General features: G+C 66.6%; 23 protein-coding genes. 3 read left to right on the top strand and 20 right to left on the bottom strand.

The features are described 5' to 3' along the window. Positions 1–61 precede the first annotated feature (61 nt). The 17 genes from B2747_RS06475 to B2747_RS06395 all read right to left on the bottom strand — a co-directional run bounded on the left by B2747_RS06475 (position 62) and on the right by B2747_RS06395 (position 16,210). On the bottom strand, positions 62–445 hold the full coding sequence (locus tag B2747_RS06475; protein ID WP_291158108.1) for a co-chaperone GroES: 384 nt from the start codon (positions 443–445) through the stop codon (positions 62–64). Beyond that, entirely contained in the window at positions 442–2,235 is a 1,794-nt protein-coding gene (locus tag B2747_RS06470; RefSeq protein WP_291158105.1) for a serine/threonine-protein kinase, read from the bottom strand. Before B2747_RS06470 ends, B2747_RS06475 begins: the two co-directional genes overlap by 4 nt. Before the next feature lie 51 nt (positions 2,236–2,286). Then, a complete protein-coding gene (locus B2747_RS06465) occupies positions 2,287–3,945 on the bottom strand; it encodes an FAD-dependent oxidoreductase (protein WP_291158102.1) in 1,659 nt (552 codons plus the stop codon). A 14-nt stretch (positions 3,946–3,959) separates the two neighbouring features. Beyond that, entirely contained in the window at positions 3,960–5,456 is a 1,497-nt protein-coding gene (locus B2747_RS06460) for a polyamine aminopropyltransferase (protein ID WP_291158099.1), read from the bottom strand. An 80-nt stretch (positions 5,457–5,536) separates the two neighbouring features. After that, positions 5,537–5,749 (bottom strand): DUF350 domain-containing protein, encoded by a 213-nt coding sequence (locus tag B2747_RS06455; protein WP_291158097.1) that lies wholly within the window; start codon positions 5,747–5,749, stop codon positions 5,537–5,539. A gap of 10 nt (positions 5,750–5,759) precedes the next feature. Beyond that, a complete protein-coding gene (locus tag B2747_RS06450; protein WP_291158094.1) occupies positions 5,760–5,945 on the bottom strand; it encodes a hypothetical protein in 186 nt (61 codons plus the stop codon). A gap of 5 nt (positions 5,946–5,950) precedes the next feature. Beyond that, on the bottom strand, positions 5,951–7,252 hold the full coding sequence (locus tag B2747_RS06445) for a DUF4178 domain-containing protein (protein WP_291158091.1): 1,302 nt from the start codon (positions 7,250–7,252) through the stop codon (positions 5,951–5,953). Continuing rightward, positions 7,246–7,890, bottom strand: a complete 645-nt coding sequence (locus B2747_RS06440) for a DUF4178 domain-containing protein (RefSeq protein WP_291158088.1) — start codon at positions 7,888–7,890, stop codon at positions 7,246–7,248. The genes B2747_RS06445 and B2747_RS06440 overlap by 7 nt, the downstream gene beginning before the upstream one ends. Continuing rightward, positions 7,887–8,282, bottom strand: coding sequence for an S-adenosylmethionine decarboxylase family protein (locus tag B2747_RS06435; RefSeq protein ID WP_291158085.1), 396 nt, complete (start codon positions 8,280–8,282; stop codon positions 7,887–7,889). The genes B2747_RS06440 and B2747_RS06435 overlap by 4 nt, the downstream gene beginning before the upstream one ends. 8 nt (positions 8,283–8,290) lie before the next feature. After that, entirely contained in the window at positions 8,291–9,304 is a 1,014-nt protein-coding gene (locus B2747_RS06430; RefSeq protein WP_291158082.1) for an SPFH domain-containing protein, read from the bottom strand. A gap of 106 nt (positions 9,305–9,410) precedes the next feature. Next, on the bottom strand, positions 9,411–10,865 hold the full coding sequence (locus tag B2747_RS06425) for a M24 family metallopeptidase (RefSeq protein ID WP_414652185.1): 1,455 nt from the start codon (positions 10,863–10,865) through the stop codon (positions 9,411–9,413). A gap of 74 nt (positions 10,866–10,939) precedes the next feature. After that, positions 10,940–11,443 (bottom strand): hypothetical protein, encoded by a 504-nt coding sequence (locus tag B2747_RS06420; RefSeq protein ID WP_291158077.1) that lies wholly within the window; start codon positions 11,441–11,443, stop codon positions 10,940–10,942. Positions 11,444–11,531: 88 nt separating this feature from the next. Continuing rightward, a complete protein-coding gene (locus B2747_RS06415; RefSeq protein ID WP_291158163.1) occupies positions 11,532–12,566 on the bottom strand; it encodes an alpha/beta hydrolase in 1,035 nt (344 codons plus the stop codon). A 10-nt stretch (positions 12,567–12,576) separates the two neighbouring features. Further along, positions 12,577–13,386 (bottom strand): signal peptidase I, encoded by an 810-nt coding sequence (gene lepB / locus B2747_RS06410; protein WP_291158067.1) that lies wholly within the window; start codon positions 13,384–13,386, stop codon positions 12,577–12,579. Between the two features lie 109 nt (positions 13,387–13,495). Next, positions 13,496–13,921 carry an SWIB/MDM2 domain-containing protein gene (locus B2747_RS06405; RefSeq protein WP_291158064.1) on the bottom strand — a complete coding sequence of 142 codons (426 nt, stop codon included), beginning with the start codon at positions 13,919–13,921 and terminating at the stop codon, positions 13,496–13,498. A 301-nt stretch (positions 13,922–14,222) separates the two neighbouring features. Then, entirely contained in the window at positions 14,223–15,116 is an 894-nt protein-coding gene (locus tag B2747_RS06400) for a deoxyribonuclease IV (protein ID WP_291158061.1), read from the bottom strand. A gap of 68 nt (positions 15,117–15,184) precedes the next feature. Then, positions 15,185–16,210: a hypothetical protein gene (locus B2747_RS06395; RefSeq protein ID WP_291158056.1), complete on the bottom strand. Its 1,026-nt coding sequence runs from the start codon at positions 16,208–16,210 to the stop codon at positions 15,185–15,187. Positions 16,211–16,284: 74 nt separating this feature from the next. On the opposite strand from B2747_RS06395, the gene pruA reads away from it, so the two are divergent. Together pruA and B2747_RS06385 are read left to right on the top strand one after the other, a co-directional pair. Further along, complete coding sequence (gene pruA / locus B2747_RS06390) at positions 16,285–17,919, top strand: L-glutamate gamma-semialdehyde dehydrogenase (RefSeq protein ID WP_291158049.1); 1,635 nt, start codon at positions 16,285–16,287, stop codon at positions 17,917–17,919. A 123-nt stretch (positions 17,920–18,042) separates the two neighbouring features. Further along, positions 18,043–19,011: a PhzF family phenazine biosynthesis protein gene (locus B2747_RS06385; protein ID WP_291158045.1), complete on the top strand. Its 969-nt coding sequence runs from the start codon at positions 18,043–18,045 to the stop codon at positions 19,009–19,011. Here B2747_RS06385 and B2747_RS06380 read toward each other — a convergent pair. Next, positions 18,968–20,212 (bottom strand): GGDEF domain-containing protein, encoded by a 1,245-nt coding sequence (locus B2747_RS06380; protein WP_291158042.1) that lies wholly within the window; start codon positions 20,210–20,212, stop codon positions 18,968–18,970. The two genes, B2747_RS06385 and B2747_RS06380, sit on opposite strands and share 44 nt — an antisense overlap. A 181-nt stretch (positions 20,213–20,393) precedes the next feature. Between B2747_RS06380 and B2747_RS06375 the strand changes: the two genes are divergently transcribed. Then, positions 20,394–22,406, top strand: coding sequence for a putative bifunctional diguanylate cyclase/phosphodiesterase (locus B2747_RS06375; RefSeq protein WP_291158039.1), 2,013 nt, complete (start codon positions 20,394–20,396; stop codon positions 22,404–22,406). A gap of 15 nt (positions 22,407–22,421) precedes the next feature. Here the strand turns inward: B2747_RS06375 and B2747_RS06370 are convergent, their stop codons facing one another. Next, positions 22,422–23,138: an ABC transporter ATP-binding protein gene (locus tag B2747_RS06370; protein WP_291158037.1), complete on the bottom strand. Its 717-nt coding sequence runs from the start codon at positions 23,136–23,138 to the stop codon at positions 22,422–22,424. Positions 23,139–23,174: 36 nt separating this feature from the next. Beyond that, the gene (locus B2747_RS06365; RefSeq protein WP_291158034.1) at positions 23,175–24,419 is read right to left on the bottom strand and encodes an efflux RND transporter periplasmic adaptor subunit; all 1,245 of its coding nucleotides are present in this window, start codon (positions 24,417–24,419) and stop codon (positions 23,175–23,177) included. Position 24,420 lies beyond the last annotated feature (1 nt).

Genomic DNA, 24,420 nt, shown 5'->3' with positions numbered 1-24,420 from the left:
TTGAGAGACATGAGCAGCAAGAAATCCTGTGGAGCGCGCCGTGCGGCCAACGCTCCTCTGCTCAGTAATCCGGAATGTCCTCGCGTGGTTCACGCACGAGGGCCAACAGGGCGGCCTGCGGCACCACGAGGAACTGCTGCCCCTCGAAGGTGATCTCCACGGCCGCCTTGCGGAAAAACAGGGCATAATCCCCTACCTGGGCCTGCATGGGCACGAAGCGCGCTTCGCGGCCATTGCCGGTGATGCGCCAGGGTTCGTCGCCCTGGTCGGTGAGGTCGGGGAGCGCCAGACCGGGTCCGGTGGATACGATCTCGCCCCCCTGCACCGCCTGGTTGTCCACGGCGGTCGGCGGCAGATAGAGGCCAACCTTCGAGCGCTGCTCGCCGTCCTCGACCTTCACGAGGACGCGGTCGCCCACCACGAGGAGTCGCTTGTGCTTGCTCATTCCTGAAAGCTAGTGCCCGGCGGAAGGGCCGCGGGTGGCCCGCTGGCCCCGCGCAATGGGCCGGCCTCGGTGCCGGAACGCCCTTCCACCCGCGCGACGATGCGCTCCATGACCCGCAGCAGCTCCTGCTCCTTCTTGCGCACCTGCCGAACGTAGAGAATTCGCGCCAACCCGAGTGCCGCTGCGGCCGTACCCACCCAGGCGGTCAGCGCCATGGGGATTGGCGCCTGCGCCTTGATGGTGAGGCCCATGATCATGGCCCCCAGGCCGCCACCGGCGCCGCCACCCAATCCGCCAAACAATCCACCAGCGAGCTGCGACACATCTTCGAACGCACGCACCGTCGTGCGGCCATTGCGCACCAGCACCTGGATTTGCGCGGCACGCGGAATACCCGACTGCCCGGGACGCAGCACGTTGGTCATGACGGTGAGTGTGCGACCGACGGCACTCACGGTGACCATCTCGCCCATCACCTCGCGCACGTCGTCGGCGATTTCCTCGAACAGGGCGACGTCGACCTCGCGGGGGATGGTGGCGTGAAAATCGAGCTTGGTGTGCGCGCCCAGAAAGAGGTTGGGACGTGATTGCTGCTTCTCGCCGCGCTCGATGACCACGGTGGACGGCGCACGCTCGACCTGTGCGCGTTCCGAGAGCGCGCGCTCTACGTAGCGCGCGTCAATACCGGCTTCCTCCGCGGCGGCCTTCACCAACGCCGCATCGTAGCCCGACGTGAGTGGCGCCGATGTGGGGGGGCGACGACGCAGCGCCTCAGGCGGTGGTGCCTGCACACCGGTGTAGGCCTGCAACTCGGCGGCACGCGCCCACACCGCCTGCGCCTCAGTGGACGACAGCGGCGCGTGAGGCGCGACTCCTGATGCAAGTCCTGACGCGACACCTGGCGCAACGTCAGATGGCGGTGTCGTCCACACCTCGGCGGGCAGTTGTGCAATGGCCTCGAGCAACACCCGCGCATCTCCCGGTCTCGCGTTCGCCGGCTTCTCCAGCAACTGCATGACGAGCGCGGCGACGGTCTCGGGCACCTGCGCGGCCAACTCACGCAGCGGCGTGGGCCTGCTGTTGACATGCGCCACCAGAATGGCGGACGACGTGGGCCGCTCGAAGGGGAAACGCGCACTGAGCAGGAAGTACCAGAGCACACCGAGCGCATAGAGATCGCTGCGGCCGTCGATGGCTTCGCCCGTGACCTGCTCGGGACTCATGTAGTGCACGCTGCCCAGCACCGTGCCCGTGGCGGTGAGCGGCTGCACCTCCGCGACGCGCGCAATGCCAAAGTCGGTAATGTGCGCCTGTCCCGCGGCATCGAGCAGCACATTTTCGGCCTTGATGTCACGATGCACCACGCCCCGCGCATGCGCGGCGTCCAGTCCCTGCGCCCCCTGCCGCACCACACGCAGGGCGTCGGGTACGGACAATGGTCCGTCACCAGCCACGCAGTCGGCCAGCGAACGGCCGTTCACATAGCCCATGACGAAGTACACCACACCATCCCGCTCGGCTGCGGCATGAATGGGCACGATGTTCGGGTGCGACAAGGCGGCCGCTGTACGCGCCTCCCGCACGAAGCGCTCACGCACCTGCGCATCGGCCGCGAGATGCGGCGGCAACGTCTTGATGGCTACATCGCGGTCGAGACGCGTATCCCGCGCGAGGTAGACCACACCCATGCCACCGCGTCCGATTTCGCGCACGAGACGGAACTCGCCGGCCACGGCGCGCGCGAGACTGGGGGCCGGCTCCGGCCAGGTCAAGGCGTCGGTGTTGGTCATGATGGAATATGGCGAATGACTGCGTTCACGTGCGGTGGGTTCCGGATAGCGTCACGAGCGACCGCCGACGTAGGCCGCCACACGCTGGGCCGCCAGCACACCATGCCACTGGGCTTCCTCGAACAGGCTGAATCCACTCAGATCGGCGTGTGCACACCAGACGCCGGGCGATGGCTGCCAGGCTTGGGCCAGCTCCTGCCGCGTGAGCACACCGGGCAGCGGACGCGCCATCGCGTGCCCCCAGCGCATGACGTCCACACGCAGTACGCGCTCGGCGATGTCGGGATGCGCGCGCGACAGATCCGCCAACACGGTATCGCGCCAGTGCGTCCAGGGCATGCGCAGCAGACCGGCCCGTGCGTCGCGGGCGTGGCCATCTACCAATGCGTGATACCAGGTCCAGATGGGCTGCGTGGGCGGCGAGGCCAGTCGCTGATGATCGGCCACTACATAGCCCAACGAGGGACTGCCGTAGATGACGTTGTCCCAGCTGGGCGGCGCGCCCAGCCCTTCACGTGGCGGGCCGTCGAGTACCAGGTTGGCCACCACCCATGATGCATGTTCGAGCGTGATGGGCAGCGTGCATCCGGGCAACACGCGGGGCAGCACAAAGAGCGGCGCGGCCCAGATCACGGCATCGGCGTCGATCGTGAGTTGCGGCGTGTGCACACGCCAGCGTCCACCGGGCTGCGACTCGAGTTGCAGCACCGGCGTGCCGGTCATGACACGTGACCCGCCATCACGCGCCGGACGTTGCGCGAGTCGCGTGAAGAGCTGTCTGGCAATCCAGTCGTTGCCCTCGGGCCAGGTGAGTGGCCCGTCTTCGTCTGCAGGGCGGGCTGCGAAGTAGTGCACCGCCGCCCAGGCGCTGGCCTGCTGCAGCGACGCGCCATAGTCGTCCCGTGTGCCATACTCCACCCACCAGCGCAGGGTCTCGCTGTTCCATCCCTGCTGACGCACCCATGCGTCGGCGCTGAGTCCGTCGAGCGCACGCAGCTCACGAGCCAGCGCGCGCGAGGCGGCATCGCCGCGCTCGAGCTCGCGCAGGCGCTCACGTCCCATGTGACTGGGCACGCGAAACGCGCCGCTCTCGCGCCACGCCGCAATGCGGGATTCGAACTGCGCAAACGCGCGGCGATCCGCCGCGGACGCGGCATCGAGTGGTGCGAGGCCTTCGTGCCAACGTCCATGCTGCCAGACCCGCTCCTGCGGCGCATGACAGAGCACGCGCTCATCCCACTGGCCCAACGCGTCGAGCACGCCGAGTTCGCGCATCAGACGCCGCACGTGCACGGCGTCGGCGTCGGGGATGGGCAGATAGTGCGCGCCCCAGGGGGCGCGGCGCCCCTCGAGGCCGGGATACACCGCGGACCGGGTGTTGCCACCCACCACCGACTCGAGTTCGAGCAAGGTCCAGTCGTGCAGCCCTTCGACATCGAGCTGCCAACCGGCGCTGAGGCCACCAATGCCACCGCCCACAATGGCCACGCGGACACGGCGGGTTCGCGCAGGCCGTTGCGATGTATGCGGGCGCCGCGTGGCGGCCGCGTCACGCACCCGATGTCCCGCCGCGCCACCGTCGTCCACAAAGCCACCGACAATGACCCGCCCCTTGCGGGGCAGTCCCACCAACGCTGGTGCGGTCAAGGCCGGTACGGCCACGAGTCCAGCCATGGCCTTGAGCAGGTCACGCCGCGTGCAATCGTTCACCTGAACTCCGGCAGTCAGCGATTGATGGCGTCGAACTCGTGCTCGTAGTAGCGCACGAGAATCTGATCGTTGAGCCGGTTGGGCTCGGCCGCCACGCGCTGCATATCGGCCGGAAAGTCGAAGAGCGGCGGAATGCTTGCCGCGGTGAGGTAGCGGAGGCCCGAAGGCAACTGCGGCGGCGGTGCGTAGTTCGCCTCGCCGGCAATCACGAAGCCCCACTCACCGAAGCTTGGCACATACACGTGATAGGGCCAGGTGCGCAGACCGGCCCCCTCCAATGTGCCGACAATGCTCCAGAAGCTCTGCCGCGCAAACATGGGCGAGGTGCTTTGCACGGCGATGAACCCACCGGGCGCCACATGCCGCTTCACCAGACGATAGAACGCGCTGGTGTACAGCTTGCCAACGTGGTAGTTGGACGGATCGGGAAAGTCGATGACGACGAAGTCGTACTGCGCCGGATTGGCATCAAGCCAGGTGAAGGCGTCGGCATTGACCACCGTCACCCGTGGGTCGTTGAGCGAGGCCGCATTGAGCGCCGTCAGGCGCGGATGCGTGCGGAACAGTGTCGTCATGCCCTCGTCGAGATCCACGAGGGTGACACGCTGCACATCGGGGTAGCGGAGGATCTCGCGCACGGCCAGCCCGTCACCGCCCCCCAGCACGAGCACGCGGGCACGCGAGGGCAGCGCTGAGAGCCCGGGGTGCACCAGCGCCTCGTGATAGCGATACTCGTCACGCGAGGCGAACTGCAGATGGCCGTTGAGATAGAGCCGCAGGTCGTCCTTCCAGCTCGTCAGCACGATGCGCTGATAGCGCGTGTCCCGCGTGAGGATGATGGGATCGGCATACATGCCTTCTTCGGCGAGCGTCGTGACCGCCTGCCCCTTCCAGAGCCCGGCCCCGAGTACGGCCAGCGCCAGCACGCCTGCCACCCGCAGTCCTGCCGGACGCGGCAGGTCGTGACGGAACAGCCAGGTGCTCCAGAGTCCGACCAGGACATTGATGACACCAAAAAGCAGCGCCGAACGCACAAGCCCGAGACGTGGCACGAGCAGCAACGGGAAGAGCAGCGAAGCGAACAGCGCGCCGATGTAGTCGAAGGTGAGCACATTGGCCACCACATCCTTGAAGCTGTAGCGATCCTTGAGGATGCGCATGAGCAGCGGGATCTCGAGGCCCACCAGGATGCCGATCAGTGTGACGAGCCCATACAACACGAGCCGGAAGGCTTCGGTGTAGGCAAACGCGAGAAACAGCAGCAGCGACGACAGGCCGCCCACCACGCCCACGATGAGCTCGATCTGCACGAAGCGCGTGATGACGCCGCGTACCACGAACCGGGAGAGCCAGCTCCCGATGCCCATGGCAAACAGATAGGTGCCGATGATGGTGCTGAACTGCGTGACGCTGTCGCCCAGCAGATACGACGCCAACGCGCCCGCCACGAGCTCGTAGATGAGCCCGCAGGCGGCAATGAGACAGACCGACAGGAACAGCGCCAGCGCCACAGGACCCCGCGTGCAGAAGAACGACGGCTACGGTGCTACGCCATTGGACGAACGACGCAGCAGACGAGCCAGCAAGGAACTCAGTGAATCGCGGCGGCGACGATGATGCCGAGCGCGATGGCCACCGAGCCGATGACAATGGCCACGGCCTTGTTCTGCTTCGCACTGAGCTCGTCCCAGAGCTTGCCGGGCGTAAGCATGTCGATGACGAAGAAGGCAATCGCGAACATCACCACGCCCAGCCCGGCAAAGGCCGCGGAGTTGAGCACGTTGGAGAACAGGGTATCAGCCATGGACAGCTCCTTACTTGCCGCGGAGGATGCGCCCGGGAACGTAGTACGAAGACCGGTACGCGCCGGGGTTGTCGCGTATCGATCGGGGATTGGTGCGGGAATCGGTGCTGCGTGTGAGCGTCCAGCCGCGATACTGCGCCGTGCCCAACAGGCCCAGCACAGCCACGGCCCACAGTGTGTAGAGTCTGGCACCCATGTCGTTCAGTCCTCCTCGTCGTCGCTGCTGCTGACGGGCGCGTGATCGCTTTCAGCCCAGCGTCGGCTCTCAAAACTGGCTGAGGGCAGCAGCGCAAACGTGGCAGGCAACAGAAGCGCCACCAGCGCCAGACCGTAGAGCGCATAATGTGGCGCGTCGCGCCGCACCCGCAGCGTGTAACTGGCCACCGGATTGGTCGGCTCCCCCCCCTCGGGCTGCACACGCAGGAACCAGCGCCCCGCCGGCACACCGGCAATGCGCACCGTTTCACTGGTGCTGCCTTCGGTCCAGCGGCCATCGCTGTCAGTGCCGGTGTAGTAGCTGACCTGCCGGGTCACTTCGCGCGTCTCGCCCGTGGCTTCGTTGATGAGCGAGAAGGTGAAGAAGATCCAGTCGTTCTGAAACGGCACGTCGATGTCGATGGCCACACTCGAGGGCCGGCCGTCCAGCTCGAAGGCCGGCGTGACAAAGGCTGCCACGCTGTCGCCCATCGTGCGGTGATAGCTGTAGCCCTGCGTGAACACCGTGCGGTTGCCCGCCAGCGCCACATTGAGCAGGAACATCATCATGAGCCCCAGCACCGCGAGGCCCATGCGCCTGAACACCCGGCCTGCGGTGTGCTCATGCGGGTTGGGCTGGTTGGCAAACACACCGACCGGCGCAATGAGGCCCTTGTCCAGGCCAAACATCTTGCGGATGACATCTGGCGGCGTGTAGGTGCCCAGCGACCAGGTTTCTTCGTTGTCGCTGGACTCGGCGCTCAAGATGTACGGCGGCGACACGAAGTCGCGGCTGAGTACCGAATCACCGACACGCAGCTCCCAGGGGAACTCGCCAAGTGCCGCCGTGGTGCGCGCAACCGCCGTCTGGAAGTGCTTGAAGAGACGCCCCTCGAGCTCCACCGTCGGCCTTGCGCCTTCCGTCTGACGCTCGGGACGACGACGCAACTTCTCGATGACGTTCCAGTGGCCCTGATACTCCGAGAGATACAGGAAGCCCCGGTACGGATTGAAGCACACGTACTCGGTCCAGGAGTAGTCGACCTCGTCCACGGTGATGGTCACCACCTGACAGCCGATGACTTCCCAGGGCGCACCCTTCCACGTGCCACGCGTACCCAGCGGAATGCGCGGCGTGAGCGACACACGCTCACCGTACTGCAGCACGCGCAAGTTCTCATCTGTCGCGTCGAGCTGCGCACCGCAGGCCGCACACACCACGGTGACCGCCCAGCCCTGCGCGTGCAGCTCGATGCCTGCGCCGCAACTGGTGCAGGACAGTGACGCCACGCGTGGTACGGTCACCATCCCTCGAACTCCCGCAGGTTGCGGAGGGCGAGCTGATCGAAGGTCAGGTACTCACCGAGATAGAGTCGCGCGGGCGTTTCACTGCCATCCACGGTGCCGAAACGTCCCTCGACATTCATGAGGTCCACAAAGCGACAGCGATGCCGCGCGGTGGTGGTGAACGGCAGATCGCCTTCCGTACCGATGTACTCGGCCTCGGTGATGCTCGCGACCTCGTACGGGACGTTGTCGAAGAAGTACAGCGTCCCCACCTGGATGCGGTCGATGGACGGCAGCACGCCGGCCGGATCGGCTTGCATGGTCATGGCGTACTCGAGCTGCGCATCGGACAGCCAGGCGCTGTGGCCGCTGTTCAGTACGCAGTGCCACTCGTTCCAGCGACCGCGGGCCCACTGGTAACTGAGGCGACCGACGACAACAAAATTCTGATCGCGCCAGCGCCCTTCGGTGCCGAGCTGGATGGGCGAGCCGGTATGCGGAAAGTCGGCCTGCTGACCCACGCGGGCGAGGTCGAGATCACGACGCACCAGCACCGAGCGGCAGTAGGCGCAGGTGGTTTGCACCGCCTGCGCCCAGCGGAATCGCACCGGCGCACCGCAGTTCGGACAACTGGCGCCATGTGGCGCGGGAACGGTCATGCCGAGACGCCCGGCGTAACCGGGATGCCGGAATAGGCGCGAATGACATGCCGAACGTTTACCGACTCTGCTCCAAGCAGTTCGGCCAACGCATCACGCCATGGCCACTCCGCACGCGGCGTGCAGCAAAACAGGTTGAAGCATGCCGAGCCATATTCGGGGAAGGTGTGCACCGTCAGATGCGACTCGGCCAGCATCACCATGCCCGTCACGCCACCGGGCTCGGGAAAGGTGTGCCAGAGCGGCGCGCCCACCGGATGCAGCGAGAGGTCACGGATGATGCGCTCGAACACACGCTGCATGGTGGCGGCACTGGCGAGGCGCACGGGATCACAGCCGTGCGCCTCAACCATCCACTCCTGTCCTTCAATGTGCGATACAGGCAAGGACACCGGTAACGTCACCCCTGCGCCGTACCGCAGGCCGAACAGAACTTGGCGATGGACGGCAGCTTCGTTCCGCAATTGATGCAGAACTTGCTTTCCGCGCTGGGCGACACGGGCGGCGCCATGCGTTCGGGCGGCACCGCCACACCGGGTGCCTGCGGGGCGCTGCCGGCTCCGCTGAGCGCGTTGGCAATGGCGCCACCAAGGCCGACACCCGCACCAAGACCCGCCGCGAGTCCGGCCATGCCACCCTCGTTGGCGGCGGCAATGGGAATGGACTGCGCCGCCTGATACGCCGTGTACGTGCGCATGTCGCCGATGATGTTCATGGAGATGCGCTCGTCGAGCTTCTTCTGCAGCTCGTCGGGCAGCGACAGGTTCTCCACCGTGAACGTTTCGAGCTTGAGGCCGAACTGCTCGAAGGCCGGCTGCGTGGCGGCGGCAATCTGCGTGGCCAACTGCCCCTGATTGGCCGCCATGTCGAGGAACGGCACGTTGGCGTTCGCAAAAGCCGCCGTGAAGCCGCTGATGATGGCGTTACGGAGCTGGGGTTCGATCTGCGCCACCGTGTACTCGGCGTCGGTGGCACCGACGTTGCGCTGAAAGACGGCCGGGTTGTCGACGCGGAACGCGAACATGCCAAACGCGCGCAGCCGCACCGCACCAAACTCGCGATCGCGGATGGTGATGGGCTGTTGCGTGCCCCAGCGCTGGCCGGTCTGCACACGCGTGGAGAAGAAGTACACGTCGCTCTTGAACGGGGACTCGAACATCTTGTCCCAGTTCATGAGGTTGGTCAGCAGGGGCAGGTTCTGCGTGACCAGCGTGTGCAGGCCGGGCCCGAAGGCGTCGGCGGCGCGGCCTTCGTTGACGAACAGGGCCAGTTGCGAGTCGCGCACGGTGAGCTGTGCGCCACTCTGGATTTCCATGTCCCGCATGGGGAAGCGGTACATGAGAACCCCAGGGCCGGACTCGGTCCACTGGATGACATCGATGAACTGCTTGCGCAGGAAATCGCCCAACGCCATGTCGCGCTCCGTCTTCGTTGAAGGGGTGCTGCGGGTACTTGAACACTACGCGGCGGGACGGGCGCTGGTGTCACCGATTGGTGCCAGCCACCCGCCCCTGCGCGTGCTACTTCACCAAATGGAACGTGGTCTGGCGGCCAAAGGCCCAGCGCACCTTGCCATTGGCGTCGATGATCACGTCTTCTTCCTGCGCCGAGCGCACGCGCTGGTTGTTCCACTCGGGCACGGGCACCGTGGCCTGCAGCTCGATGGAGTACCACATGCCGGGAATGATCTTGTGGTCGCCGCGACCCGGCACACCGTCCTGGTAGTCCCACAGGCCAATCAGGGCGCCGGCGCCGTGGCCGTGCAGGCCAATCGGGTGTGAATACAACGTGCCGTCGATCTTCTCGTCACGCATGCGCTTGAGCGAGGCAGCCAACACGTCGTTGCCGGTGCGACCGGGCTTGAGCTCCTCGACGGTGATGTCCTGCAGCCGATTGCTGGCCTTGAGCGCCGCCTTGAGGCCGGCCGGCACATCGGTCTCCCCTTCACGCAGCACATAGCCCATATGCTGGGTGTCGGTGTTGAGGCCGAGCGCCACGATGCCGAAGTCACAGTGCAGCACGTCGCCGCGCAGGATGGTGGGATTGACACCAACCAATTCCGGACTGCCGAACTGCCGCTGCACTTCCACGCTCGGCTGGAACCAGGTGCCGAGTCCCAGGTCGTTGACGCGCTGCCGCATCCACCAGAGCACGTCGTCGGCCTTGGTCACGCCGGGCGTGATGACCTTGCTGGAAAAGGCTTCCTGGATGATTTCCCAGGCCACGCGGTTGAGTTCACGGAAGGCGGCTTCTTCTTCCGGCTGGCGCGCGGCGATGAGATCGACGGCAAGCGCTTCGGCATTGACGATGCGCGACACCCACGGCTGACCCAACGCCTCGAGCATGCCTTCCTTCTCGCCACTCGACAGGCCGTCCGCAAACGCGAAGTTGCGGGAGGTGTTGATGGCAATCTTTCTGGGCTTGCGCTCCTCGATGACCTGCTTGAGCACACTCCACTGCTCGTCGCCCCAGAGCTCGGCCTGCCGCTCATTGCCACGACTGCCCGCTGCCGGCGCGGCCACGGGCTTCATGCTGCGCACGGCCTTGTAGACGTTGCCCTGTGAGGTACCACCCAGCGCGATGCGCTCCACACCCTGCGCACCGCGATCGAAGAACACGTAGATGGTGCGACGACGTGCGGCGAAGGTGGTGGGCGAGGTGATGGCCTTGAACAGCGGGTCCTCGTTGTACTCGCGCATGGGCACCACCCACATGTCCACGCCCTCGCGGCGCATCAGGGCCGGCAGGGTGCGCTCCATGCGCAGCTCGAACCACTTCTGCCGCTGCTCGGCCTGATCGCGCAGCAGGCCAAAGGGACGCAGGGTGTCAGCGGCGGGAGAGCCGGAGTGACGGGCACCGGGCGTCTTGGGAGACGTGACGGGCTGGGCGGACAGTTGAGGTGCGGTCAAACAGATCGCGGTCAGGAACAGCAAACTGCGATAGCCGTGGGACGGAAGCCTGTGAGCAGAAGCCATGCGACGGGAGCGTTAGGGAGGGGGAACTGCGGTCGGGGTCGCGGTCGCGATCGGGGTCGGGGTCGCGGTCGACGTCAGGGTACGGGCGTGTGCGGCGCGGCGTCGGGGCGCGCGTCCATCGAGCGTCGCACCATCTGCACCACCACCGCCAATGTCAGGGCAAACAGCACGATCACCACGCCACGCTGCCAGGTGGTTTGTGCGGTCATGGCCCACCAGTCACCCCAGGTCGCCACGCGCGAACCGAAGCGCTCGCGGCCAAGCGCGATGAGCAGCGTGCTCGTGCCCATTTCCACCACGACCTCTACCACCCAGAACGCGAGCACACGCAGCGGCCAGCGACGCACGGGAAAGTTGCCCAGATGCCAAGTGAGCATGCCGCAGAGAAACAGCACCGCCGCGGTGATGCCCACGACGAAGAACACCCAGCTGCCACTGGCCAGCAGCACCGCGCGCCACAGGCGCAGCACGAGCCCGGTGATGCCGGCAGGCTCGATGGTGCGGATGGCGAAGGCACGCAGTGGATGGAGCGTCTCTTCGCCCCAGTGCACCACGTCGCGCGGAAAGAAGCGGGACATTCTTTGGAAGGTACCGGCTGGCACCGTGGGCGGAAGTACATCCGCCGTGTAACCGCCAAGGCCCCAGCGATTCCGGTGTGACGGTCCGTCAGGGCGCCGTGACGGCCAGCAGCAGTGCGCGCAGGCTGAACGCCGCCTGGGCGCGCCAGTAGCGCCAGGTATGCGCCCCTGGCAGTTCGCGGTAGCTCAGTGGTGCACCAACGGCGCGCGCTGTGCGTGCAAAATCGCGGTTGTGGCGCAGCCAGGTGTCGTCGACCCCGACATCCACGAACAATGCCGGCCACTGCACCTGCCCACTCGCGACACGCGGCGCAAAGCGCTCGAGCTGCGTCAGCGGATCGCGGGCCCACCAGGCAATGCTGTCTCCGCCAAACGCGCGGCGCTGCGACGTCCACAGACTGCCAGCCGCGCGGCTGAAGTCCGGCAAGGCGTTGGCGCGCCGGACCGATCCCGCCGAGTCACCCGGCAGAAGTCGGGTGGACAGCACGCCGGAATGACTGGCTGCCGCCACGAATCGTTCGGGATAGCTGAGCGCGAGGGTGACGGCACCGTACCCGCCCATGCTGAGGCCCGCAATGGCACGTCGCGCGCGCGTGGCCTGGGTGCGATAGCGTCGGTCGATGAAGTCCACCACGTCCACCGCGAGGTAGTCGTCGTAGTGCGGCCAGGGCACGCAGTACTGCGCCGCAGGCTCGGCGCGCGCGGTGTCGCGCTGACAGCCCGCCAAGTCGGGCAGTGACGCCCAGGTGGTGTACCAACTGTCGTCTCCGTCAGGCATGACGACAATGGCCTGCGGTGCGCCGCCAGCCACCAGCGAGTCCATGGTGAGCGCCAGCGCGCCGTTGTCCACCCAGTTGCGCTCGTTCCCCCAGAGCCCGTGCAGATAGTAGAGCACCGGGAATCGTGTGCTGCGCTGACTCTGGTACGACGGTGGCAGATAGACCGTGACGGCCTTGTGTGTGCCAAGTGCGGCGGACCAGAGCGTGTCGGTGACGACGCTGCCACGCGACAGTGACGGCGAAGCCGACGGCGAGGCGGACTGTGCCAAGGCCGCAGGCATGGCCGTGGAGATGGCGAGCACCGACAGCACCAGCGCCACGGCGCCAACCAGTCCGCGCGGCATCACCACCGCCTCAGCGAATGATGGTCCCGATGCGTCCCCAGCGGATGTCCGTGAGGAACGGCAGCGGACGCACACTTTCGTCGGCGCGGTAGGAGTAGTACACAAACACCGGACGTCCGCGCACGTTTTCGCGCGGTACGAGGCCCCAGTAGCGTCCGTCCTTCGAGTCGTAGCGGTTGTCGCCGAGCATGAAGAGCATGTTGGGCGGCACGACCAGCGGGCCCCAGTCATCGAGCGTGGGCGAGGCGGGCGGATCGCCGGCGCGCGTACCGCGCACTTCGTAGGCCTTTTGCCACTGGAAGAGCGGGTGCGAGAAGCCGCCGTCGCCGCGCGGATTCTTCTGCGCCTCGGCGCTCTGCCGCTGCGGCATGCCGTTCACGTGAAGGAGGCCGTCGCGCATCCAGACGGTGTCGCCGGCCACGGCCACGAGGCGCTTGACGAGCGTGGGCGTGGGGTCCTCGGGCTGATCGATCTGGTTGGGCGAGACGAACACGATGACGTCGCCACGCTCGGGGTCGTCGTAGCCCGGCAGGTTGATGTTGGTGAACGGGACATGCGGGCCGTAGGCCAGCTTGTTCACGAAGAGCCAGTCGCCAATGAGGAGCGTGGGAATCATGCTGCCCGAGGGGATGCGATAGGCCTCGAGCAGGAAGGTCCGGATGAACAGGAAGATCGCGATGGTGACCGCGACGGCCTTCACGTTCTCCCAGGTCGTGGCGCCGCTGCCGGCGCCGCCGCCGGGAGCGGACTTGCCGCCTTTGGACTTGCCGGCGGAAGATTTGCCACTGCGCAGCGCAGCGACCGAGGACTTGTCGGACACGGGCGAGGGGGTTGCCAATGGATGAACGGAACGGCGGACGGCGGGAAATCTAAGGGGGCGCGTCCGGTCAGACGCGCCCCCCAGGCCCTACGAGGGAAACCCTCGGAGGTTACGACAGGTGCTTGGAAACCAGCTTGGTCATGTCGAACATGCTGACCGAGCTCTTGCCACCGAAGACCTTCTTGAGCTTGTCGTCGGCGTTGATCTGGCGCTTGTTCTTCTGATCCTGGAGGCCGTTCTTCTTGATGTAGGCCCAGAGCTTCTTCACGACTTCGGTGCGGGGCAGGCCCTTGTCGCCGACGATGGCGGCGAGATCAGCGCTCGGGGTGAGCGGCTTCATGAACGCCGCGTTCGGCGTCCGCTTGGCGGCCTTCTTGGCCGGCTTGGCCGCCTTCTTGGCGGGAGCCTTCTTGGCAGCAGCCTTCTTCGGCGCGGCCTTCTTCGCAGCCTTCTTGGGAGCCGCCTTCTTGGCGGCGGCCTTCTTGGGAGCAGCCTTCTTCGCAGCCTTCTTTGCTGACTTCTTCGCAGCGGCCATGTCGTCTCCTTGGAGTGGTGACCGGGTGGGTCGCGTCGAGCAATCACTGGTCTCGACAGTTCGCGCGAAGTCAGAGAGCGCTTCGCGGACGGGCACAAACTACAATCGCGGAATGCACGCGCAATAGGGCAATATCGTTTTTCCCTCTGGGAACGCGCTTTTTTCGTGTTTTTCGCGCGGTTTTTCCCTCGGGATGCGCTTTTCGCGCACCGGCGTGACGGTGCACGCGCCTCGCTGCGCCGCCCGGTGCACCGCTCGGTGCACCGCTCGGTGCACCGTACCACGCCCCACGTCAGACGTGTCAGCCCGCGGCCAACGCGCGCAATCTGGCAATGGAGTCGACGTCCCAGACGTCGGGGGTGTCGTCATCTTCGGCGACGGTTTCCACCGCCTGTGGTGTTTCGAGGATGCAGGGAATGCCGCGCGCCCGCGGGTCCTGCAGCAACCACCCGAAGGCGTCGGCGCCGATCAGGCCCTCGCCAATGACCCGGTGGCGATCCTTGTTCGACCCACAGGCGCCTTCGCTGTCGTTGAGGTGCAGGAAGGCCGGCGGCTCACCCGTGGCCTGCTCGAAGGCGTCGAGGACGGCGGTGACGGCGTCGCGCGACACCGTGAGATCGTAACCCGACGCAAACAGGTGGCAGGTGTCGAGACCGTAGCCGGTGCGATGCCGGCGGTCGGCGGGAATACCGGCGAGCATCGCGGCCACTTCGTCGGGCGTTCGTCCCACGGTGGTGCCGGCGCCGGCCGTGTTTTCGATGAGCAGTCGCGTCCCGCTTTCCGGTACGGCCTCAAGGGCGCGGCGCATGGCCTCACTCACGCGGGCGATGGCGCCGTCGCGGTCGCCGTCGGTGGCGGCGCCAGGATGAAAGCACACGCCGCCCACACCGAGTGCGGTGGAGCGTTCGTACTCCTTGGCCAGACCCGCCGCGGCGCGCGCCCACTTCTCGGGGTCGGGCGTGGCCGTGTTGATGACGTAGGCGGCATGCACGATGACCTGCGCCGGGGCAATGCCCGCCTGCTCGAGCGCTTCGCGGAAGCGGGCGATGCGCTCGGGCTTCACGCTCACCTTGTCGTTGTAGTACTTGGGCACGGCGCTGAAGATCTGCAGCGCCTGCATGCCGCCCCGGCCGGCGCGGCGGGCCGCCATGTGAATGCCGCCGGTGTCGATGCAGTGAGAACCGAGAAATAACATGGGGCGGTAGCCGAAGGGCGTAAGGTGGACCGCGTAAGGCGGACAGCGGGAAGGAGAAGCAGGCGAGACTAGTGCACGATGGCGCGGCGCAACCGGAACGTCGGCTCGGCGGTCGGGGTCGCGTAGTCACTCCACCCCACCACCACGGCGCGGCCGCGCACCACCACGTGGGGATCGCGGGCCTCGGTGCCACCACTGGCCGTGAGTCGTTCCTCAAACAGGTGGCCGGCCGTGCGCGAGAAGGCCACCCCGATGCGCACACGGCCGCGGCTGTTGGGATCTTCATAGGCCACGGCCACCACGTCGCCGTGTGAGGCCACGCGCGCCACGCCAAGTCGCTCGCCATACAGCACCGCGACCGGTGGCTCGAACGCCGCGCGCGGGTCCATCTGATGCGCATAGAACACCCCGGGGCCCTCGGGCCCGGTCAGCGCATAGGCCACATGCACATAGCCGTTCACGCTGTCCACGGCCACGCTGGCAGCCGGTCGCGCGCAGCCATAACCACCACGCGTATCGGCCTGCGCGTCGCGTGGCCCCTGATCCAGCGAGTCCACCACGATCGGGCCGCGCCACGCGCCGAGTCGGCCCGCCTCGGGCAGGGAGTCGCGCCATGCGGCCACGAGATGCACGCGGCTCTGTCCGGCCCGCGTCCACCACACCGCCACCCGCCCGCGACCCGGCGCGACCACCACCCGCAACGAACGCGCACAGCGGGCGCTGTCGAGCGGAGCGTCCCCCTCACCCAAGGATGTGGCCGGCGCCTCGGCCATTCGCATGGCAGGCAGCGAGGAACCTGGCACGCGGTCGCGCACCGAGGGCATGGCCGCCAGCGTGTCCACCAGCAGGCTCAGCGCGCCGGCCTCGCGCAGCACGTCCTGCGTCTCGAGAAACTGCGCCTCCGGCGTCTCCGCCAGCAGCGTGGAGTCGTAGGGCACAAAGGGCGGGTGCGCCATGGGCGACGGCATGGTCGTGGCCACCGGATTGGCGTCCACCCAGGTGGCCGCGGGCTGTTCACAGGCGGTCAGCAGGGCCAGCAGCGGCAGCACAACACGCGCGGCCGGGCGCACACGAAAAGGCCAGCGATCAGTCATACGCGAAGGGTACTGCAAGTTCGGCCTGACGCTAGCTTTCTCCGCACCTGTCCCCGCTCTCCCGGAGATCTTCGATGTCCTTTGCCGCTTTCGACGGCACGCGTCGCGTGCCGCCTGCCGTCAACGAACCCGTGCGCAGCTACGCGCCGGGCAGCCCGGAACGTGCCTCGCTGCAGGCCCGCCTCGATCGCATGGCTGCCGAGGTGGCCGAAATTCCCGTCGTCATTGGCGGGCGCCGCATTCTGACGGGCAACACGGGCACGGTCACCATGCCCTGCGATCACCAGCATGTGCTGGCCACCTACCACAAGGCCAGTGCCGAGAATGTGCGCGAGGCCATCGCGGCCGCCGCAACGGCCCGCGCCGAGTGGGCGAGTTGGCGCTGGGAAGACCGCGCCGCGGTGTTCCTGCGCGCCGCCGAGCTGCTGACCACGACGTGGCGCGATACGCTGCTTGCGGCCACCATGCTGGGTCAGGCCAAGACGGTGCATCAGGCGGAAATCGACGCGACCTGCGAGCTCATCGACTTCTGGCGCTTCAACGTGCAGTTCGCACAGGAGCTCTATGCCGAGCAGCCCTTGTCGGACCACAGCATGTGGAATCAGCTCGACTACCGGCCGCTCGAAGGCTTCGTATACGCCGTCACGCCGTTCAATTTCACGGCCATTGGCGGCAACCTGCCGGGTGCGCCCGCGCTCATGGGCAACGTGGTGCTGTGGAAGCCTTCGGCCACTGCCCTGCTCTCGAGCTGGTACACCTACCTGCTGCTCGAAGAGGCGGGACTGCCCGCCGGCGTGATCAACTTCCTGCCGGGCGACCCGGCCATGATCTCGGACATTGCGCTCACGCACCGCGATCTGGCCGGTGTGCACTTCACCGGCTCGACCGGCGTCTTCAACAGCATGTGGGAGACGATCGGCAAGAACATGAACAAGTACCGCTCATATCCGCGCATTGTGGGTGAGACGGGCGGCAAGGACTTCATCGTCGCACATCCGAGTGCGGATCCGCAGGCGCTGGCGGTGGGCATGGTGCGCGGCGCCTTCGAGTACCAGGGCCAGAAGTGCTCGGCCGCCAGCCGCGCGTACATTCCGGCGTCGCTGTGGCCGACGGTGAAGGAAAAGTGCGTGGCCATGATGGCCGAGATGAAGCAGGGCGACACGCGCGACTTCAGCAACTTCGTGGCGGCCGTCATCGACAAGCGCGCGTTCGAGCGGCTCAAGGGCGCGATCGACGAAGCGAAGAGCAACGCCACCATCGTGGCGGGCGGCGGATACGACGACTCGAAGGGCTGGTTCATTCAGCCCACGATCGTGGAGACCAAGGATCCCAACTACCGCTCGCTCTGCGAGGAGTTGTTTGGCCCGCTGCTCACGGTGTACGTGTACGACGACGCCAAGTGGGCGGAAACGCTGCAGCTGGTGGATAGCACGTCGCCCTACGCACTGACGGGTGCAGTGTTCTCGCGCGACCGTCAGGGTGTGCGCGAAGCCATGAGCGCGCTGCGCAACGCGGCCGGCAACTTCTACATCAACGACAAGCCGACGGGCGCCGTGGTGGGCCAGCAGCCGTTTGGTGGCGCGCGTGGCTCGGGCACGAACGACAAGGCCGGCTCCAAGGCCAACCTCATGCGCTGGGTATCCACGCGCACGGTGAAGGAGACGTTCAGTCCGCCGATGGACTGGAAGTATCCGTTCCTTGGCAACTGACCTCAGACGAAACGCAGACTCACGACCCGATACCTGAACTCAAGACCCGGAACTGATCAGTTTCGGGTTTTGAGTTTGCGTACCGGGTGGTGGGTTCCCTGTGTCAACTCGAACTCCATTCACATGCCCACCCTCCGCTACCTCACCGCCGACGTCTTCACCACCGAGCCGTTCACCGGCAATCAGCTCGCGGTGGTGTTCGGCGCCGACGGACTGCCCACCGAGACGCTGCAGGCCATCACCCGCGAGTTCAACTACGCGGAGTCGACGTTCGTGTTCGCGCCCGAGACGCCCGGCACCACGCGTCGCGTGCGCATCTTCACGCCGGAGATGGAAGTGCCGTTTGCCGGCCACCCCACTATCGGCACCGCGCATGTGCTGGTGGCCAGCGGTGACGTGTCACCTACTGCGGACGAGGTGGCGCGCGGCGAGATGACCGTGGTGCTCGGCGAGAACGTGGGGCCGGTACCAGTGCGTATCACGCTCGATCACGGCGTACCCGTGCAGGGTCAGCTCACCACGGCGCAATTGCCCGAGGAGCGCGTGGAAGTCACGGACCTCGAAGCGCTGGCCTCCATCCTGTCGCTCTCGCCTGATGATTTTGTTGGTGGCGCACATGCCCCGGCAGGTGTGAGCTGTGGCCTGCCCTTTCTGCTCATGCCGCTGCGCAGCACGGCAGCGGTGGCACGTGCGCAGCTCGACATGGCCGCCTGGCGCCGCGTCCTGGGCAACACCTGGGCCGCGTGGCCCATGATCTTTGCCATGGCGCAGGACGACGATCAATCGAACTGGCCGGCGCATGTGCAGGGCTGCGACATCCGGGCGCGGGTCTTCGTGCCGGGCAGCACGGTGCCGGAAGACCCGGCCACCGGCTCCGCCAACGCCAACCTCGCGGGCTATCTGGCCGCACGCACGCCCCGCGACGGGACGCTGCGCTGGCAGGTGGCGCAGGGCCTCGAAATGGGTCGCCCCAGTCGTCTCGTCATCGAGGCGGACAAGGTGCAGGGCGCGCTCACGGCGGTGCGTGTGGGCGGGGCGACGGTGGTGATCAGCGAGGGAACGCTGCGCGTGCCGGATCGGGCGACCAGGTGATGACACGGTCGCGGCCCATGCGCTTGGCGGCGTAGAGCGCCTCGTCGGCGCGGGCGCGGAGCGCTTCGCCCATGCCGTCGTCGCGCACCGCATCGGATGCCACGCCAATGCTCACGGTGACCGGAATGCGTGCCGTGGGCTCACCAAAGCTGCGGCGGCGAAAGGCTTCCACCACACGCTGCGCCAGTTGCAGCGCGCCGTCCATGCCCGTGTTGGGGGCGAGAATGGTGAACTCCTCGCCGCCCGTGCGCGCCACGACGTCATCCTGACGCGCGCTGGCCCGCAGGAGCTCGCCCACCCCGGCAATGACCTGATCACCCACCAGATGCCCGTGGGTGTCGTTGACCTGCTTGAAGTGATCGAGATCAATGGCCAGCAGGGCGAGCGGCGTTTGTGTACGCGCCGCTCGCGCCAACTCGCGGCGGTACTGCTGTTCAAAGCCGCGCCGGTTGAAGCATCCCGACAGCGGGTCGGTGAGCACGATGCTGGCCAGCTCGGTGCGCATGCGATTGTACGCGCGCCCTACGGCGGTGATGGCATCGGGCCGCGCGTCGGCTGACACATCGTAGCTGCCGCTGAAGTCGCCCTCCTGCGCGCGCTCGAAAATCTGAACCAGCGTGCCGAGTCGCTCATGCAAATGGCTTTGTACGCGCGTGACCAGCAGGGCGCCCACACCAAACACGGCCAGGGTGATGAACACCTCGCCCCACACCACCGTTGCTCCGTGTCTATCTGCCAGGTCGTTCAGCAGCAGATACGCCGTGGCGGTGGCCACGAGGGTGAGCAGCGCCGGCGCGCGACCGAAGTAGACATGCGTGAGCTGCAGCGAGAACAGCGCCAGCAGCAGCCCCAAGTGATACTGCTCCACGCGCGCCAGCAGAAACACCAGCCAGAACACCACGGCCAGGTCGGCCACGGCCATTAGCGTGGAGAGCGTCTGGCCCGCTGCCCGCTGGCGCTGTACCCAGGCCCGAATGCCAATGACGAGCAACGCATACCCCACAGGCACCAGACCGAGAAACCACTCGGCAAGCTCGGTGCCCACCACCCGGTCGGCCACCGGCGAAAGATTGAGAGAGCCGAGCGTGCGCAGTCCCACCGTCACCGCACCGGCCAGGAGAGCCAGGGCAATGCGGTAATTGGTCTGCCACCCCAGCACATCGGCCGTGGTGGTGGGCGATCGTGTCGGCTCATCCTGCATGGCGGGAATGCTACTTCGGTCGAGGCCATTTGGTAACGGCGTACCGCAGGGGGTGTCACCAAGCCGTTACGTAACGGCAGGCCCGATGCACTGCGGAGTCACGTCATGACCGTCGACACTTGCTGGCGAGACGCGCACAGCTTGCGCGTCGCCGAACGCCGATGGCCTTACCCGCTTTCCCTTGCACAGTCACTCCGATTCCATGCGCGCCGTCACCCTGCCTGTCGGGCGCCGATGGCGCGCCACCGTGCTGGCCGTGCTCGGCGGGGCCATGCTCTTCTTTGTGTACGAGGCCACGAAGTCGGCCATCTTTCCCGGCTTGACCATTTGGGAATCGCACAGCATCACCATTGCCTTTGGTGCGATCATTTCCGGTCTGGCGGCGTGGTTTGCCATGGCAAGACAGGCGTCGATGCTGGCGACGTTGGCGGCCGAAGAAGCGCTGCGCAGTCGGCTCGAGATGCGGCAGCGCGCGCTGCAGGAAAGCGAAGCGCGATATCGACTGTTGGTGGAACAGTCGCCCGAAGCCATCGCCGTGCATCGCAACGGCTACCTGCAGTACGTGAATGCCGCGGCCGCCCGACTCATTGGCGCGCCGGACGGTGACACGCTCACGGGCCGACGAACGGCCGACTTCGTGCGCCCTGAGGATCTGCCGGTCGTGCGACGCCTGTCACAAACAGGCCCAGCGCGCATGCAGTACCGACTGATCCGATTCGACGGAACGGTGCGTGAAGTGGAGTCGGTGGCCGTGCGTTTGAGTTTCGAGGGGGAGCCCGCGGTGCAGACCGTGCTGCGCGACATCACCGAGCGCAAGGAACTCGAGGCCCGGCTCGTACATGAGGCTTTCCACGATGCCATGACGGGCCTGGCCAATCGCGCGCTGTTCCGCGACCGGCTTGAGCATGCGCTGCTGCTGCAGAGCCGTGACCGATCACGGCGGCTGGCCGTGTTGTTTCTCGACCTCGATGATTTCAAGGGTATCAACGACAGCCTGGGGCATGAGGCTGGCGATGCGCTGCTTCGCACCGTCGCCGACCGACTGCGCAGCGTGGTGCGTCTGCACGATACCGTGGCACGGTTTGGGGGCGACGAGTTTGCCATTCTGGTCGAACAGATTGCCAGCGATGCGGAAGTCATGGAGGTGGTGGAGCGCCTGCGCGCGGCCTTGCGTCCAACCATTGAACTGGAGCGCCGGGTCGTGAACGTCTCGGCCAGCATTGGTGTGGCGCTGCCGACGCCCGGCGACGATGTGGATACGGTGCTGCGCAACGCTGACGTAGCCATGTACGAGGCCAAGGACGCCGGCAAGGCTCGTCACGCGATCTTTCAGCCGGCGATGTTCGAAGCCATCGTCGAACGCATGGCGCTGGTGCGTGATCTGCGCGCTGCCGTGTCCAATCCGGCGGCCTACGGATTGGAGCTGGCCTTTCAGCCGATCGTGAGTTTGCAGACCGGCGCGGTGCGCAGCCTGGAAGCGCTGCTGCGCTGGTCGCACCCCACCCGCGGACGCATCTCACCGCTCGACTTCGTGCCAGTGGCCGAGGACACGGGGGTGATCGTCGCGCTGGGCCAGTGGGTGCTGGAGGAAGCCTGCCGTGAACTGGTGGCACTGCGCACCCTGTGGTGGGGCCAACGGCGGAACGCCGATGGGGCACCGAGCGTCTCGGTGAACATTTCCGGTCGACAACTTGGGGAGCCGGGATTCGTGGACGGGGTGGCGCGCATTCTGCAACGCACCGGCGCCCCACCATCGGCCCTCACGCTCGAGATTACCGAGAGTGTCATCATGCGCGACACCGAGTCGTCGCTGGCCACACTGTCAGCCCTCAAGACTCTGGGTGTACAGCTGGCCATCGATGACTTCGGCACCGGCTACTCGAGCCTGAGCTACCTGCAGCGTTTCCCAGTGGACGTGCTCAAGATCGACCGGGCGTTCGTGGAGGGCGTGTCGCTGGGTGGCTCTGATGCCGCCCTGGCCCGCACCATCATTGCGCTGGGCAACACACTCGGCCTGCGCACCGTGGCGGAAGGCGTGGAACAGCTCGCCCAACGAGACGCCCTGGCCGCCATGGGTTGCCATGACGGTCAGGGCTATCTCTTCGCGCGCGCCATCCCACGCGATGCGGTGCGCAGCTGGTTGCAACTGCGCCAGGTCGGTGTGCCGCTCGTTACGGAGTCGGCGCTGGCCTGACGGCAGCGCAACTCCTCACGCCATGGCCAGTTCCCGGTCGGGGACGGGCGTCTCCACCACCCGCCCGTCAAACAGGTGGACCGTGCGCTGCGCATGCTGCGCGTAGCGCGCGTCGTGCGTGACCATGCAGATCGTGGACCCGGCCGCGTGCAGTTCCTGCAGCAACTGCATGACGGCCTCGCCATTGCGCGAGTCCAGATTGCCGGTGGGCTCGTCGGCCAGAAGAATGGCCGGGTCACCCGCCACCGCACGGGCCACCGCCACACGCTGCTGCTGACCGCCCGACAGCTGCGGCGGATAGTGCTTCGCGCGGTGCGTCATGCCCACCTTCTCGAGCGCCTGTTGCACGCGAGCCTTCCGCTCTGCCGCGTCCATCTCGCGGTAGGTGAGGGGCAGCTCCACGTTCTCCCACACCGTGAGGTCGCCAATCAGGTTGAAGGCCTGGAAGATGAAGCCGATCTCGCGATTGCGAACACGCGCGCGGTCGACCGCCGCAAGCCGCGCCACCGAGGTGCCGGCAATACGATACTCGCCGTCGGTTGGCGTATCGAGCAGGCCGAGGATGGACAGCAGTGTCGTCTTGCCGCAGCCTGACGGACCCGCAATGGCCACGTACTCACCTTTCGCAATGGCAAAGTGCACATCTTGCAAAGCATGCGTCTCCACCTCGTCGGTGAGGAAGACCTTGCGAATGCCCTGCATGTGAATGAGCGGTTCGGCAGCAGCTGACATGTTGGAAGAGCTCCGGGTGATGGGAAGACGGGGCCGTTACTTGATGCGGATGCGTTCGGCGTTGGCGTTGCTGCCGAGATCGGACAGGATGATGCGATCGCCTTGGCTGAGACCGTTCACGATCTCGATGGTGTTGACCGAACTGCGCCCGAGCACGACCGGTACGCGCACGGCCGTACGGCCGTCGGCCTCGAGTTTGAAGAGCGCAGCGTTGCCACTGCCCACGCTGAGCGCCGGGCGTCCGGCATACAGCACGTTGCTGAGCTTGTCGATGACGATGGTGCCATCCACGCTGAGATCCGGCACGGCGCCGGCTGGCAGTGGGCCCTCGAGCGCCACATCGATGGTGACCGAGCCACCCTGCGCAGACGGATCCTTTCGGATGACACGTCCCGTTACGAGGCCATTGCGCGTATCCACCGAGGCGGTCTGACCGAGCTGCACGTCCTTGGCCTGCGACTCGGGAATGCGCAGCACGGCCTTGAGCCGGCCGGGTTGCACCACCTTGGCCAGCGCGGTGCCCTCGGGCACCCACTGTCCCAGCTGCAGCGTGAGTTCCTGCAGCACCCCGCCATCCGGCGCGCGCACCTGCAGCGAGCGCAGTCGCGCCTGCTGATTCTGCGCGATGGCCGCCAGTTGCGTCACGCGCGAAGCCTGTACGGCAATCTGCGAGTCGATCGCGGCGCGCATGAGCGCGAGACGTTCCTGCTCGACACGCAGGCGGGTGGTGAACTCTTCCGCCGAGGCCTTGCGATTGGCGGCCTCGAAGGCAGGCACGAGACCAAGTCGCACGAGCGAGTCGGCGGCACGCGCTTCCTGCGTACTGCTCACCCACTGCGTGCGGGTGGAGGCCACCGTGCCCTCCTGCGTGAGGATGGCACTGCGAAGATTGGTGCGCAGGTTGATGAGATCGATCTCAGCCTGCCGCACCTGCTGTTCGGCCTGCATGGTCTGGATCTGCAGATCGGGATTCGACAATTCGAGCAGCAGTTCGCCGCTGCCCACCTTTTGCCCTGACTCCACATGCAGACGCTCCACGCGCGCCGAGGCCTGCGCCGTGATCCAGCGAATTTGTTCTGGGACCAGCGTGCCGGGCCCGCGCACCTCGCGCACGACATCGCCGCGCTGCACGGTGTCAATGAGCACGGTGGCGCGGTCCACCGTGGGCATGGCGGGGTCGAGCCGTGTCAGCGCGAGCGTAACGGCGGCCAGCAGCGTCACGCCACCGGCGATGAGTGCCGGTTTCTTGTAGGACTTTTGGGGAGTGCGGACGATATCCATG

The sequence above is a fragment of the Gemmatimonas sp. UBA7669 genome, from assembly GCF_002483225.1.
Lineage (GTDB): Bacteria > Gemmatimonadota > Gemmatimonadetes > Gemmatimonadales > Gemmatimonadaceae > Gemmatimonas.
This window is presented reverse-complemented; position numbering and strand designations above follow the sequence as displayed.